Genomic DNA, 12886 nt, shown 5'->3' on the forward strand with positions numbered 1-12886 from the left:
GCGGGTCACCGTCGGCGTCGCTTCGGCCGCGGTTCGTCGACGGGCTTCCACCAGGCGAACCGGTCCTCCCGCCGCCACGAACGATCCGGATCGTGCGTCGCGAAGGAACCGGCGTGCACCCCCTGGTCACGCAGATCGCCCGAGTCGGCCCCCGTGCGCGGGCCCGCACCGGAGGCCCACTCGAAGGGGTCGGCAGCCGCTGGCGGTTCGGCGTCGGCGACGGGCGCACCACGCGCCGCCGCCGCGCGGCGACGGTCGTACGTCTTCCGTCGCACCGGGTCGGACAGCGTCTCGTAGGCCTGGTGCAGCTGTTGGAAGGCCTTCGTGTCGCCGCCGCGGTCAGGGTGGTGGCTCAGCGCGCTGCGGCGGAAAGCGCGCACGATCTCCGCCCTGGTGGCGTCGGCCGGGACACCGAGCAGGGCGTAGAGCTCCGGTTCGTCGGCCGCGGTCACCGTGCCGCGACCTCGGCCTGCCGGCAGACCAGCCGCCACGAGGCGCGGTGCGCGGGACCGGACAGACCCGAGCCGTGTCCGGACACGAAGGTCACCCACCGGCGTCCGGCCAGGTAGCACCAGATGTCCAACTCGTCGTCGTCCCCCGAGTAGAAGAAGTCGCCCCGGTCGAACTCGTCGCCGTTGACGAACGGCCACTGCAAACGCGCCTGAGCCTCCGCGGGCAGATTGCCGAGAACTCCGCGCAGACGCGCGGGCAGCGGCAGTTCCTCGCCGTACGCCTGCGCGGTGTCGCCGCCCGGCAACGCGGGACGACCGGGGCGCAGCCGGGTCGGCTTCCGCACGACCACCGCGTGCCGCAACGACGACGGCACGAACGGCACGACGGTGAGCAACTGGGCCGGCCCGCCTTGGTTGTTGAGGGTCGGCGTGGCCACGGCGAGACCCCGCTCGCCGAACACCACCGCGTACGGCCGCTCTTCGTCCGCGCGGTGGCAGTACGCCCACCACTCGACGATCGGACCGACCCTGGTGACCATCCGGTCTCGGACCGCCTCGCTCAACTGCCGCCACCAGTAGTCGCGTCCGGGCCGGTCGACGAACCCGAGCGTCGCGGCGTCGTGCACGGGAGCGTCCCGCCCCGCCGCGCGTCCCGGCACCGGAAGCGGCCCGGGCCGACGATCCAAGGGGCCGCCCTTCGGCCGAGGCACGGGTTGCGACGCCATACGAGACCTCCCAGGGCGCGAACACGCCGACACCGGGCGTCCATTGTGGCCGTGCCGCCGCCACCGGGGAAGAGCGCGCGGGAGCTTCGGCTACGGCCGCGAAGTCGGCGCCGGTTCCTTCGCGGCCGGTGCCCATGTGGCCGTACGGCGACGGGAGTTGACCTGGTTGATCACGACCGTGGCCGCGAGCGCACCCACCGGCGGTGCGAGCAGACAGACCGGCAGGAGGGCCGGACTCCCGGAGAACACCGCCGGGCCGAACTCCCGTGCGGGGTTGGCGATTCCGCCGGACAGGGTGCCGAACGCGATGATCTGCGCGGCGATCATCGTGCCGACCGCCCAGGGGGTGAACGGGCCGAGCCTGCGGCTGGAGAGACCGATTCCGGCGACGGCGACGATGACGAACATCGTGGCCGTCCCGACCACGGCGACGGCGGCCCAACTCCATCCGGGAGCAGGGCGGATGACGGCGAAGTCCACGGCCGGGGAGGCGAACACCGGCCCCCGGACGATACGTCCGGCCGCGATGCCTAGCAGCGATCCGATCAGTTGACCCGCGATGAACGGCGCGACGTCGCGGCCCGGCGGGCGGCCGTAGCGCCACATCGCGAGGGTGATCGCCGGGTTGATGTGGCCGCCGGTCACCTTGTCCCAGGGGGAGAGCATGACGGCGGTGACCGTGTAGCCGGAGAGCGGGGCCACCGCGAGCAGTCGGCCCTCCGGGGTGTTCCACCAGCCGCCGGACGCCGGGTCGAGGGTGCCCAGCAGCCAGCGGACCGTGGTGGCCACGACGAACAACATCAGTGCGGTCAGGGCGAGTTCGAGGAGGGCTGAGTGAAGCGTGCGGCGGTTGCCGTTCACAGCGGCTTCGTCCACGAGGCGTCGGAGCGGGTCAGGACGAACGCGGTGCCGGAGGCCGCCACCAGCAGCAGCGCGGCGAACAGCAGGGGCAGCGCCCGGCCGCCGTGCTCGACCGCGACGGCACCGGCCAGACCGCCCGCGAACATCGCCGCGGCCGAGAGCACCCGGCGGCCGACCTTGCTGCCCTCGCCGCCCGCGAGGCGGCTGTCCGCGGCGACCCCGGTGATGGTGAGCGTCAGCACGGTCGTCGTCAGGTCGGGCACGGCCAGGGCACGGGCGGTGGCGTTCTGCACGCCCATCGCGAGGCCGAGGAGCGCGATCAGGGTGTACTGGACGGCCGTGCCGACATGCGCGGTGTCCGTCACCTCGGCGACCACGTACGCGGCCAGGACCAGGGTCGTCTCCAGCAGCAGCGCCAGGTGCAGGACCCGGCCGCGGTGGGCGTCGGCCCCGTGCGCGAGCCGTCCGCCGAGCAGGGCGCCCGTGGCGAACGCGGCCAGCGCGGCGAGGGAGGCCACCAGGGAGAAGCCCGCCGAGCCGGCGATCGCGAAGCCGGAGAAGACGACGTTGCCGGTCATGTTGGCGACGAAGACATGGCCCAGGACGAGATAGCTGAAGGCGTCCACGAGCCCGGTCACCACCGTCAGCGCGAGCATGAGAGGAGGGAGCGGGCCGTGCCGGTCCTTCATGTCGGGGACGACCGTGGCCCACGCGTCGTGCAGTGCGGCAGGCATGGCATTGCTCCCATTCGCTCTCGCCGGAGTTCCGACTTCCCTACGAGCCTCGCGCCACGGGAGCGTTCCGTCCAACATATGGATGCGGACGCAGCGATCTGTCAGGACGATTGATCACGACGACCGGACGACTGGTCGCCCCGTCCGCCGACCGTGTGCCGTTCCACCACTTCCAGGAACGCGGCGGCGGCCGGCGCCAGCCGCTTGCTGTCGTGGACCACGCAGATGGTGTGCACGGCCGCCTCGTCCGCGACCCGGAGCGCGCGGGCGCCGTACGGCAGGGAGTCCTGGGGGCCGGTGCCCGGTGCGGAGCCGGTGAACACGGACGAGCGCGGGACGACCGTCACGCCGATGCCCCGTGCCGCCAGCCGGATCATGTCGTGGATCTGGCCGACCTGGAAGTGCCGGCCCGGTTCCACCCCGGCGCGGGCGAAGGCTGCCTCCACCTGGCGGCGCAGCCCGCTGCCCCGGGTGAACTGGATGAGCTGGTGGCTCTCCGGGAGATCGGCGAGGTCGACGGTGTCACGGTCGGCCAGGGCGTGATCGGCGGGCACGATCAGCACCAGCGGGTCGACGGCCAGCACCAAGTGGTCCAGCCCGTCCGGGACTTGACGCGGACCGAGGCCGACGACCGCGAGGTCGAGGTCCCCGGCCAGGACCGACGCGGCCATCTCCGCGCTGGGCGCGTTGGTCACATGGAAGTCGATGCCCGGGTAGCGGGCGTGGTAGTCGGCCATCACCTCGACCAGGTCGACCGAGGAGGCCCGCGTCTGGACCAGCCCGAGCCGCAGCCGCCCGCGCCGCAGCCCGGACAGGGCGTCGAGCGCCGCCCGGGCGTTGTCGACGTCGGCGAGGATGCGGCGGGCCAGCGGTTCGAGGAGTTCCCCGGCGGCCGTCAGCCGTACGGAACGGCTGGTGCGGCTGAAGAGCCGGGCGCCCACGTCCTTCTCCAGCCGGGCGATCTGCTGGCTCAGCGCGGACTGGGCGACATAGCAACCGGCCGCCGCCTGGGTGAAGTTACGGGTCTCGGCGACGGCGAGGAAGTACCTCAGGTGACGCAGGTCCACGACCTCATCCATCCCTTTGGGCGATCGGTTCGAGCAGAACCATGTGCTGGACCGATTCATCGTCGCAAACCTAGCGTCGAACCGCCATCGACCGACCTCAGGAGCCGGCCCGCCCTGCGCGCCGAGGTCAGAGCGTCCCGCGACCACGTCCTCAACACCCCTGCCCACTGACGGGAGTTCGGGGCGTTCCGGGGTCGGCCCCGGAACGCTCCGTCCGCGTACTCGTATCAGTTGGAGAACCAGGGGTTCCCGCCGCCCAGCGACCACACCGAGACCTTGGTGACGCCCAGGCCCTTCAGGACCGCGAGCTTGCGGTCCATGGCGACGCTGTCGACGTAGTCGTAGAGGACGCCGCCGGAGGTCCAGCGGAATGGCCCTGACCGTCCTGTGCCGCCTCCAGCTCGCCACCGCCCCGGACCCCGAAGTGGTCCTCGGCGGCAGCGTGTTGGCCGCCGGACACCGGGCCCTCCTCGACGACGTCGAACGCAGACTCACCGAAGCCGTACCGAGTGTCCGCCCGGTGGTCTGCACCCAACCCCCGTTGCTCGGCGCCGCGTTGGCGGCCCTGGACCTCCACCCGCGAACGGACCCCGGGGCGGAGGCCCGGTTGCGCGCCGAGTTCCGGTGATCCGCTACGACCGGGAGTCCGCCCCGAGTCGCATCGCGTACCCCGCGTGACGCAGTTCGTCGCCCCGGAACTCGCCGAAGGCCCAGAAGCCGAGGTCGTCGAGGTAGTCGATGCGGTCGCCGTCGATCCAGTAGCGGCCCTCGTAGGCGTGCGGACGGCCGCCCCGGGTCTCGTCGTAGCGGCCGTCGGCCGTCAACTCCTGGTACAGGAAGTCGTTCCTGTCGATCCAGACACCGACGCGCGGGCTGCCGGTCAGGTCCTCGGCGGCGGGGATGCCCGCCTCGGGGGCGGTGGACCGGTCGGGGGCGTCGGTGCCCGCCCAGAGGACCGGCTTGCCGTTCGCGATCAGGGCGCGGACCTCTTGGGGCCGGGTCAGCAGCATGGCCTGCGCGCCCGCCACGTCCGGGGCGAACTCGTCCGGCACGACGAGCAGGTCACCGGTGTTGCCGGGCGTCAACGTCCCCACGTACTCGGAGCGTTGGCCGCGCCCACCGACCAGGGCGACGGTGTCCACCACGGCCGGCACCACCGTCATGCCCGTGCAGTCGACGACGATGGCGTTGTCGTCCCCGGCCGCCGTGATGATGCCCGGGCCGACGCCCACCAGCAGGGCGCCGACGAGCAGGACGTCGGCGCCGCGCAGGGTTCCGATCAGGGGGTCCATCGTCAGGACCCGGGCGTTGGTGAACAGGACGGGACGGCCCGCGTCGTTCGCGGCGATCTCGTCGAAGGCCTTGTCGTTCCAGGTCACGGTGTCCGTGTGGGTGGTGCTCATCGCCTGCTCCTCGGGGTGGGCTGCTTCACGGCAAGCCTGGTCGCGTCCGCCAGACGCAACCAGGCCGCCGTTACCCCAGGAGTCCCGCACCCACCCTGAGCTCAGCCCGCCGCGGCCGTCAGCGCGCCGAGCGCGCTTGCCTGCGTACGCCAGTCGGTCTGGTTCGGGCTGGTCCCCGCCCAGCGTTCACCGAGCGCGTTGAGGGAGGACCGGTCCTGCGCCCACAGCGTGTCGGCCTGCTTCTGGACGTAGGCGCGGTAGGTGCTGGAGCCGGTCACCTTCGCCAGGTCGGCGAAGTTCCGCATGAAGATGCCCTTGAACTGCTTCCGGTTGTCGTCGCAGGACGCCGAACCGACGTCGCAGGACTCGGTGAGCACCCCGCCGGACGTCAGCGTCGGACTGCTGATCGCCGCGTCCGCGAGGGTCCGTGCGGTGGCCAGCAGCGAGCTGTCCCCGGTCGTCTTCCACAGTTCGGTGAAGGCGCCGATGGCCAGTCCCTGGTTGTAACTCCACACGGTGGAGCCGTTGTTGGCGCAGGACGAGGACAGCCCGTCATTGACAAGACCCGAGGAGTTGATCATCCCGCCGGCCCTGTACCAGGCGGCCGAGGTCTTCGCCCGCTGGAGCCACACGGTGTCGCCCGCGACGCGCTGGTGCAGCGCGGTGGTCAGCCACAGGTACTGCCCGTTCGTCACCGCGTTCTTGTAGGTCTTCTCCCGGTCCCACCACACGCCACCGCCGCAGGTGCCGGTGTCCCAGTACTGCTGGATGTAACTGGCGATGGTGACGGCCTCGTTGAGATAGCGCACGTCGTGCGTGTAGTCGTACGCGTCGATCCACGCGATCGCCCACCAGCCGGAGTCGTCGATCGACCGGCTGACGAAGTCGCCCTCGATCGCGTCCGAACTCCGCGTCCCGGCCGGGAAGACGCCCTTGTTCTTGTCGAAGGTCCGGGCGATGACCCAGTCGTAGTCGTGCGTGCCCGTCGTCCTCGCGAAGTCGATGACAGAGGTGAGAGTGGCCGCCGAGTTCCACCAACTGCTGGGCCACCAGCCGTTGTAGGGGTCGTACGACGTCATCAGCGCGTCCGCCGCCGCGCGCGCCCGGGTCGGCACGGGCCGGTACCACGCGGTGCAGCTGCCCTCGTTGTGGCTCGCCTCCCGGCCGCACGCGCGGACCGCGCCGCCGTAGAGGAGACCGCGCGGGTCGCGGGTGGCGTACATGGTGGTACGGGTGCCGGTCGACCCGGAGGGGGTGCTGGTACGGCCCAGGGAGGAGCCGTCCGGCCAGGTCGCGCCGCCGTCCCAGGAGCGGTCCAGCCAGATCTCGTCACCGGCGCCACCGGTGTCGACGCTCGCCCAGGCCGCCGAGTTCTGCTGGTCGACGTGCAGCCGAATTGTCCGGCCGTACAAGGTGGTTGAGGGCACCGGCTGGTCGTCGCCCGCCGCCTGGCCCGCGCTCGTGCCGTCGCAGACGGTGTCGCAGACCGTGGGGTAGACCCAGTTCGTGCAGCCGACGCCGGCCGCGTCGCCGCAGGCCCGGACCAGGCCGCGCTTGTGGTCGCGCGGGTCGGTGATGTTGTACATGAGCGTCCTGGTGCCGGTCCAGGTGCTCGGGATGCTCGCCTTGCCCAGCAGGCCGTCCCAGGTCGCGCCGCCGTCCCAGGAGCGGTCCAGCCACACCGCGTCACCGGTCGTGCCGTTGTCGATGCCGGCCCACGCCATGTCGTCCGCGTCGGACACATGGAGCTGGACACGCCGCCCGTTGAGCGTCTTGTCCGGCACTGGAAACGTTTCCTGCCTGGCCTGCGAAGGGTCCAGCGTGTCACAGGCCAGGACGCACACCTGGGTCGCGGCGGACGCCGGCGTCGCGGCCGGTACCAGTGCCACGAACGCGAGGGCGGCCGTCAGCAGAAAGTTGAGGAACCGTGGTCCGACAACGATGTCGAAGTCATGTGGGGACACCGGAACTCGCCTCGATTTCACGATGGGGGACGCCGGGTGTGAATGGATTCAGCTCTGGATCAATGGTCCATACCTCTACCGTCCTCGACGCAGTGAACCGGCTTGGTGCGACCCTGTCAATGTCGTAAGACGCGCTTTTTACGCGGGAGTTGAAGGCTCTCGTGACGGGTTGACACCCGCTTTCCCGGCGCCCATCATCGGTGCGAACTTCGGCGAGTCATCTCGCGTACCCGTTGCTCCTCCGTCTCCGGGCCCCCGTGATCGATCGAGTTGAATCGATTCATACGCCTGGTTGTCCAGTTGAGCGACTGGTTCCCCCACCGACCCGGGAGGCACTCATGCGCCGCCGCAGAGCACCGCAGAACCGCAAGCCGAGACCGGGGCCCGTGGTCGGGTTCACCATGGTGGTGGCGGCCGCGCTGGCCGTGACCCCGGCCCTGTCCGCCGGCGCGGCACCGGCGACCGCGACACCCGCCCCCAAGGCGGCACTTGACGCCGTGAACTACTCGCCGACCTCGCGCACCGTCAAGCCGACCGCCGTCCACCGCACCTCCGGCGGCGTCGCGAACCCGACGAACGTGCTGAGCGGACAGTCGACCCGGATCTCCGGATCCCAGTCGGCGATCACGCTCGACTTCGGGAAGGAGGTCGGCGGCTTGGTAACGTTGTCATTCGGCAGCACCAGCTCCAGCGGCCAACGTGTCGGCCTGGCCTTCAGCGAGTCGTCCCTGTACGTGGGCAACAACAGCGACCGCAGCAGCGGCCGGGACGGCGAGGACGGCGCCCTCTACGCCACACCCTCCGCCAACGGGACGTACACGATGCCCACCGTCCAACTGCGGGGCGGGTTCCGCTACTTGACCGTCTTCCTGGACAGCTCGGGCTGGGTGGACCTCAAGGGCGTCAGCCTCAACTTCACCGCGGCGCCGGGGAAGAGCAACCCGGCCGACTACCCCAACTACTTCACATCCAGCGACGAGTTGCTCAACCGCATCTGGTACGCCGGTGCGTACACAGTGCAGTTGAACACCATCGCCTCCAACCAGGGCCGCGCGTGGCCGCCGCCCTCCTCGGCGTGGGACAACAGCGCCACCGTGGGTGTCGGGGACTCCGTCCTGGTCGACGGGGCGAAGCGCGACCGCACGGTGTGGCCCGGCGACATGGGCATCGCCGTCCCCACGCAGTACGCGTACTCCAACGACCTCACCTCGACCCGCAACGCGCTCACCACGATGTACGACGCGCAGTCGGCGGCGGGTGAAATCCCCTGGTCCGGGCCGCCGTTCAACCTCACCGGCTCGGACACGTACCACACGTGGACGCTGCTGGGGACGTCCACGTACTACACGTACACCGGCGACCGGTCGTGGCTGGACTCCGAATGGTCCAACTACAAGCGGGGGATGGCCTTCATCACCAACAAGATCGACGGCAACAACCTGCTCAACGTGACCCGCACCCAGGACTGGGCCCGGGTCGGCCAGGGCGGCGAGAACATCTCCGCCAACGCGCTGCTGTACGGCGCCCTCAGGGGCGGCGCGACCCTCGCCGCGGTGGAGGGCGACAGCGCGCTCGCCGCGAGCTGGAACAGCAGGGCCGACGCCATCAGGTCGGCGGCCAACTCCCGTCTGTGGGACGCCTCGAAGGGCATGTACAAGGACAACCCGACCAGCGGCCTTTACCCGCAGGACGGCAACTCCCTCGCCGTCTGGTACGGGTTGAGCGACTCCACGGCCAAGTCGAAGAGCATCATCACCGGACTCGGCAAGAACTGGGGCATCTACGGCCCCACCACCCCCGAATGGGGCGGCAACGTCTCGCCGTTCGCCGGCGGCATGGAACTCAACGCCCGCTTCACCGCCAACGACGACTTCACCGCCCTGGACCAGATCCGCCGCACCTGGGGCCACATGCTCGACAGCGACATCGGCACGAGGAGCACGTTCTGGGAGGGCATCCAGTCCGACGGCGGTCTCGCGTACGGCGGTTCGTTCATGAGCCTGGCGCACGGCTGGTCCACCGCACCCACCTCCACGCTCACCTTCGACGTGCTCGGCACCGCGCCAGAGTCGTCCACCGGCGCCTACCGCTTCGTACCGCACCCCGGCGACCTGACCAGTGCCCAGGGCCGAATCACCACACCCCAGGGCGCCATCAACGCGTCCTGGTCCCGCGACCCTTCGGCCGGCACCTACTCGGCCACGCTCTCCAGCCCGTCCGGCAGCACCGGCCGGATCGGCGTCCCGAAGCTCGGCGGCGACATCACGGTCACCGTGAACGGCACCGTCGTATGGAAGAACGGAGCCTTCACGCCGACCTCCGGCATCACCGGCGGCGGCCAGGACGACACCTACGTCTATCTCACCGGCGTCGCCCCCGGCAGCTACACCGTCTCCGCCGGCGGCCTCGGCAACCCGGCACCGCCCGCCGAACCCGGCACCGGCGCCCTGCGCGCGGGCTACACCCGGTGCGTGGGCGAGGGCGGCACCTGCTCCTTCAGCGGCACCCGCTCGGTGGCCTACGGCGCCGGGACGTACACCTACAAGACGGTGAGCGGCAGCACCGCCTGCTCCAACGACTCCTTCGGCGGCGACCCTGCGGCGAACCTCGTCAAGTCCTGCTACGTCGCCGACGTGGGCGGCCCGCCCGGATACACCGTCTGCGCGGCCGAGAACGGCACGTGCGCCGTGCCCGGCTACAACCGGGACGTCGCCTACGGCGCCAACGGCAACTTCGTCCACCAGGTCACCAACGGCTCCGTCGCCTGCTCCAACGCCCACTTCGGCGATCCGATCGACGGTGTCGCCAAGTCCTGCTATCTGCCGCCCGCAGGCGCTCCGGCCGGTGGCTGGACCAAGTGCGCGGACCAGAGCGGGACTTGTGCGGCAGTGGCGGGACAGCCGGTGCTGTACGGCGCCTACGGAGCGTTCACCGCGGCCACCGCCACCGGCGACACGGCGTGCACCGACGCCGTGTTCGGTGACCCCGTCTCCGGTGAGTCCAAGGCCTGTTACACCGCCACCGGCGGCCCGGTCGGCTACGCCACCAACTGCGCGGCGGAAGGCGGGACCTGCGGCTTCAGCGGACAACAGACCCTCGCCTACGGCGCGCGGGACCGCTTCCTCTACAAGGCGTTCACGGGCGGCGCGAGTTGCACGACGGCGGCCTTCGGTTCCGACCCGCTGCCGAATGTGAGCAAGTCCTGCTACCTCACGTCCTGAGACGCACCAGGGCGCGTATCCGGTCCGGTTGCGCCGAATCGGTGGGCCGGCACGCTGGAGAACGTCGGCCGCGGAACGGGCACAGGTCACAGCGATCATGGAGTTGCGACGCTCTGTGATCACCGGGGGACCTGTGCCCGCGTTGCCGTGCACCTGGACGCCGGCTGCGCCTTTCACCGACTCACCGGACTCGGGCTGTCCCTGGAAGCCGGGCTCGCGGGGCTGCGGACCTGGGCGGAGGAGCACATGGCCGGGATCGACCGTGCCAACGAAGTCGCCGCCGAGGCGGTCGATGAGGGGGAGGTGGGCCGGGCCGGTCGCCGGGCGCTGCAAGGGACGTGCCGACGCCACGTATACGCACGCCACCGTGCGCCGCCGGCCGTGAGTGCACCGCGTCGGTCGTGCTCAACGTAGCCGTAGTCACGTGTGAGACTCGCAGTGCGCGGGCGGCGGGAGCCGGCCGATGGCGAACGGAGCGCGGGAATGGTGAGTGTGTGGCCCGACGTGATCCGGTCCGCGGCCGGTCCCGGCCGCCGCCGGATCTTCGAGCGGGGTGACGTGATCGGCGCGGGCGCGCTGATCGCCTGCATGGTGGTCTCGGTGATCGCGGCCGACGGGGTGGCGCTGAAGGTCGTCGTCGCCGTGCTCGGGCTCTGCGCGGAGCTGGGCCTGGTGCTCAGTGGCCGGGCGCTGCCGACGCCGCTGACCTGGTTCGGTGTCGCGCTGACCATCGGGACCGGCTTCGCCATCATGGCTCTCGTGCCCGACGGGCTCGGCGAGGTTCCCGTGCTGGCCGCCGCCGCCGTGCTGCCGATGTGCGTCCCGGCCGGGCCGGTGCGCAACGCCTGCGTCGCGCTGCTGGCGGTCGGCTTCGGCGTCGCGGTCATGGTGATCTTCCACAGCGTGGCCGGCCTGCTGGCGGCCGTCGGCGTGTGGCTGCTCGCCGACCGTACGATCGAGCACGCCGCGCTCCAGACCGAGCGGGACCGCGCGGTCGCGCTGCTGGCCGAAGTGGAGGCGTCCCGCGCATCCCGCCAGGAGGCGGCGGCCCTGGAGGAGCGGAGGCGGATCGCCCACGAGATGCACGACGTGCTCGCGCACAGCCTCGCCGGATTGTCCATGCAGCTTCAGGCGATCAGGGCGATCGCGCGGCGTGACGGTGCTCCGGCGACGCTGACCGGGCCGCTGGACCGCGCCGCCGAACTCGCGCGGGACGGAGTGCAGGAGGCCCGCGCGGCGGTGGGTGTGCTGCGTTCCGTACCGCTCCGGGGCGTGGCCGATATCGACGGCCTGACCAGGGGTTTTCCGGGTGAGGCGCGGCTGCGCGTCAGCGGCCGGACCGGTCGGCTCACACCCGAGGCCGGGCACGCGGTGTACCGGGCGGTGCAGGAGGCCATGACGAACGCGGCGCGCTACGCGACCGGTAGCGCCATCGACGTGGACCTGGTGTGGGAGGGCTCCGAGATGCGCGCTGTCGTACGGGACCGTGGGCTGCCGGCCGGTCGCGGCCCGTCGGGAGTGCAGGGCAGCGGCACGGGGCTGCGCGGCATGGCCGAGCGGATCGAGGCCGTCGGCGGCACGTTGACCGCCGGACCCGCACCCGAGGGACCGGGCTGGCGGATCGCCCTCCGTGTGCCGGTCGTGCAGGCCGACGGCGTCGCGGCGGACACCGCTTCCGATTCCGGGGATGTGGCCGCAGCGGGCGGCACTGGCGCACCCGGCACCGACACCGGCGGCATTACGGCAGACAGGAAGGCAGGCGCGTGACGATTCGGGTGCTGGTCGCGGACGACCAGGCGGTGGTGCGGGACGGGGTGGTGCTGCTGCTGACCTCGGCGGAGGACATCCAGGTGGTCGGGCAGGCCGGCGACGGGAACGAGGCGGTGCGGCTCGCCGTGGCGGAGCGGCCCGACGTCGCCCTCGTCGACCTGCGGATGCCCGGGCTCGACGGCGCGCAGGTGACGGCCGAGATAGTGGCGGCGGGGATGGAGACACGGGTCCTGATCCTGACGACGTTCGCCGACGACGACGCGGTGATGCCCGCGCTGCGGGCCGGCGCGCTCGGCTACCTGACCAAGGACGCGACCGGCGAGGCGGTGCTGGCCGCGGTCCGGGAGGTGGCGGCCGGTCGGACCGTCCTCGACCCGGCCGTGCAGCGGCGGCTCGTGCAGCTCGTCGTGACGGAGCCCGTTGCGCCCGCCGCCGCGTCCTCGCCGGCGGCGCTTCCTCCCGAGGCCGAGGGGCTGACCAGGCGGGAGGTCGACGTCGTCCGGCTGCTGGCGAAGGGGCTGAACAACCGGCAGGTGGCGAGCGAGATGTTCGTCAGCCCGGCGACGGTGAAAACGCACCTCAACCACGTCCTGGCCAAGCTGGCGCTGGAGGATCGCGGCGCGCTGATCGCCTGGGCCTGGCGCTTCGGCCTGGTCGACAACACCGAGCGGTGACGGCGCGGACTTCAA

General features: G+C 71.4%; 11 protein-coding genes. 4 read left to right on the forward strand and 7 right to left on the reverse strand.

Going from position 1 to position 12886, the window contains the following annotated elements; genetic code table 11:
• Positions 1 to 5 precede the first annotated feature (5 nt).
• The 5 genes from ACIRRY_RS02280 to ACIRRY_RS02300 all read right to left on the reverse strand — a co-directional run bounded on the left by ACIRRY_RS02280 (position 6) and on the right by ACIRRY_RS02300 (position 3839).
• Positions 6 to 452 (reverse strand): J domain-containing protein, encoded by a 447-nt coding sequence (locus ACIRRY_RS02280; protein ID WP_403966901.1) that lies wholly within the window; start codon positions 450 to 452, stop codon positions 6 to 8.
• Positions 449 to 1078, reverse strand: a complete 630-nt coding sequence (locus ACIRRY_RS02285; RefSeq protein ID WP_403966904.1) for a hypothetical protein — start codon at positions 1076 to 1078, stop codon at positions 449 to 451. Before ACIRRY_RS02285 ends, ACIRRY_RS02280 begins: the two co-directional genes overlap by 4 nt.
• 189 nt (positions 1079 to 1267) lie before the next feature.
• Positions 1268 to 2053, reverse strand: a complete 786-nt coding sequence (locus tag ACIRRY_RS02290; RefSeq protein WP_403966907.1) for an MIP/aquaporin family protein — start codon at positions 2051 to 2053, stop codon at positions 1268 to 1270.
• Positions 2035 to 2772 (reverse strand): YoaK family protein, encoded by a 738-nt coding sequence (locus ACIRRY_RS02295; protein ID WP_403966910.1) that lies wholly within the window; start codon positions 2770 to 2772, stop codon positions 2035 to 2037. The genes ACIRRY_RS02290 and ACIRRY_RS02295 overlap by 19 nt, the downstream gene beginning before the upstream one ends.
• A 101-nt stretch (positions 2773 to 2873) precedes the next feature.
• On the reverse strand, positions 2874 to 3839 hold the full coding sequence (locus ACIRRY_RS02300) for a LysR family transcriptional regulator (protein ID WP_403966913.1): 966 nt from the start codon (positions 3837 to 3839) through the stop codon (positions 2874 to 2876).
• 370 nt (positions 3840 to 4209) lie between these two features.
• Between ACIRRY_RS02300 and ACIRRY_RS02305 the strand changes: the two genes are divergently transcribed.
• On the forward strand, positions 4210 to 4467 hold the full coding sequence (locus ACIRRY_RS02305; RefSeq protein ID WP_403966916.1) for a hypothetical protein: 258 nt from the start codon (positions 4210 to 4212) through the stop codon (positions 4465 to 4467).
• A 4-nt stretch (positions 4468 to 4471) separates the two neighbouring features.
• Here ACIRRY_RS02305 and ACIRRY_RS02310 read toward each other — a convergent pair whose 3' ends face one another.
• Together ACIRRY_RS02310 and ACIRRY_RS02315 are read right to left on the reverse strand one after the other, a co-directional pair.
• Entirely contained in the window at positions 4472 to 5242 is a 771-nt protein-coding gene (locus tag ACIRRY_RS02310) for an Atu4866 domain-containing protein (RefSeq protein WP_403966918.1), read from the reverse strand.
• A 101-nt stretch (positions 5243 to 5343) separates the two neighbouring features.
• A complete protein-coding gene (locus ACIRRY_RS02315; RefSeq protein WP_403966921.1) occupies positions 5344 to 7206 on the reverse strand; it encodes a glycoside hydrolase family 76 protein in 1863 nt (620 codons plus the stop codon).
• Between the two features lie 338 nt (positions 7207 to 7544).
• Between ACIRRY_RS02315 and ACIRRY_RS02320 the strand changes: the two genes are divergently transcribed.
• From ACIRRY_RS02320 to ACIRRY_RS02330, 3 genes are all read left to right on the forward strand, one after another.
• Positions 7545 to 10427: an MGH1-like glycoside hydrolase domain-containing protein gene (locus ACIRRY_RS02320; RefSeq protein ID WP_403966923.1), complete on the forward strand. Its 2883-nt coding sequence runs from the start codon at positions 7545 to 7547 to the stop codon at positions 10425 to 10427.
• A gap of 483 nt (positions 10428 to 10910) precedes the next feature.
• Entirely contained in the window at positions 10911 to 12194 is a 1284-nt protein-coding gene (locus ACIRRY_RS02325) for a sensor histidine kinase (protein WP_403966926.1), read from the forward strand.
• Positions 12191 to 12871 carry a response regulator gene (locus ACIRRY_RS02330; RefSeq protein ID WP_403966929.1) on the forward strand — a complete coding sequence of 227 codons (681 nt, stop codon included), beginning with the start codon at positions 12191 to 12193 and terminating at the stop codon, positions 12869 to 12871. Before ACIRRY_RS02325 ends, ACIRRY_RS02330 begins: the two co-directional genes overlap by 4 nt.
• The last annotated feature ends 15 nt before the right edge of the window (positions 12872 to 12886 follow it).

Origin of the sequence: Streptomyces sp. NPDC101776 (assembly GCF_044766845.1) — a bacterium.
In the GTDB taxonomy this organism is placed as follows: Bacteria; Actinomycetota; Actinomycetes; order Streptomycetales; family Streptomycetaceae; genus Streptomyces.